Origin of the sequence: Methylosinus sp. R-45379 (assembly GCF_001644125.1) — a bacterium.
Taxonomy (GTDB): Bacteria; Pseudomonadota; Alphaproteobacteria; order Rhizobiales; family Beijerinckiaceae; genus Methylosinus.
Window position 1 is genome coordinate 1 of the sequence record NZ_LUUM01000071.1, and the last position, 1,209, is coordinate 1,209.

Annotated in this window: 1 protein-coding gene; it reads right to left on the reverse strand. The window is 58.5% G+C overall.

Going from position 1 to position 1,209, the window contains the following annotated elements; genetic code table 11:
• A partial coding sequence (locus A1351_RS03990; protein ID WP_157096084.1) for a hypothetical protein occupies positions 1-1,062 on the reverse strand: 1,062 nt, incomplete at its 3' end.
• Positions 1,063-1,209: the final 147 nt, after the last annotated feature.

Sequence of the window (1,209 nt, forward strand, 5' to 3'; positions counted from 1 at the left end):
GATCAGGAACGGCCGCGTGTGCTCGAAGCCGGGCCGGTTGACGTGCCGCGGTTCCGCCGCCGCCATCCCGGATGTGGTCATGAGCTTCGGCGGCGAGTCCATCTTCGCGACAATCAGATAATTGGCGTAGCCGCCGTTTGTATTGTCGACGCCTTCCCAAATCCCATACCATTGGCCGTCCTGGCCTTGGCAAAGGAAGATATCAGCGATCTGATTGACCTCGCGAATATCGACGCATGTGGCGATCGGCCACCCATCGTTGTCGATTTTCCACGCGTCGTATTGGAGGCCCTTTGTGTTTCGCGCGCGATAGACATTCGTTGGATATGACCGCGAGCACGACGCGCCGTGGAAGTAGTGTAGATAGGTTTGGCTCGCAGTGTCGTAGCCGATCCAGCCGGCGGATGCGCTCCCGGCGACGAAGTTGGGCATGAGCGACGCGATAGGACTGACCACAACAGAAAACGGACCAGTCGCAGCAGACGCGCTCAGCATCACGCACTGCCAGCTTCGGCCGAAGCACCCCGCCATGTCGATCTGCGCTTCTTGGAGCAGATAGTAGACGCCGGATTGCGGGTCTTTGATGGCGGCGATATTGCCATTCACGACGCCGAGATTATCGACGACCTTTGACGGCGCAGACCATCCACTCGTCGGCGTCGAAAGGCTCGTGGACGTGACGTAAGTCGCCCAATCACTGTTGCTGACGAAATAAAAGTAGATCGTCGATCCATCGATCAGCGCGTAGCCGTGCAGGCACTGGTTCGCCCACCCTCCTGTGCCTTGACCGAGGATAATCTGCGGATCGCTCCAATTATCGGCGATTGTCGGATCACCGCTGCATGTAACGTAACCGAGGTTGTTCGAATAGTTGAAGAGCACATGGAATGCACTATTCGCGTAGAACATGGACGGCTCTAGGCCGACAACGCCGATATTGTGGCGCTGATCTGGGGAGGAAGGGACCTCGAGTTCTCGCAAGTCGGCGCCCAAACCTATGGCTCCACGCATGGCGACGAAAGCCGGGATGCTGTTCGACGGATTTTCTACCGGCCATGTCATTGCGGGGCTCCATAGGCAAATGCGACGCCGCCGAACGTGAACGGACGCCCTTGGAAGGTGAAGGCGAGGGCAGGCACGCCCTGAGAAAGGGTGGCAACAGAGGTGAGGGATAGTCCGAGACTGAGCATGGTCACTCCCACCCGATGA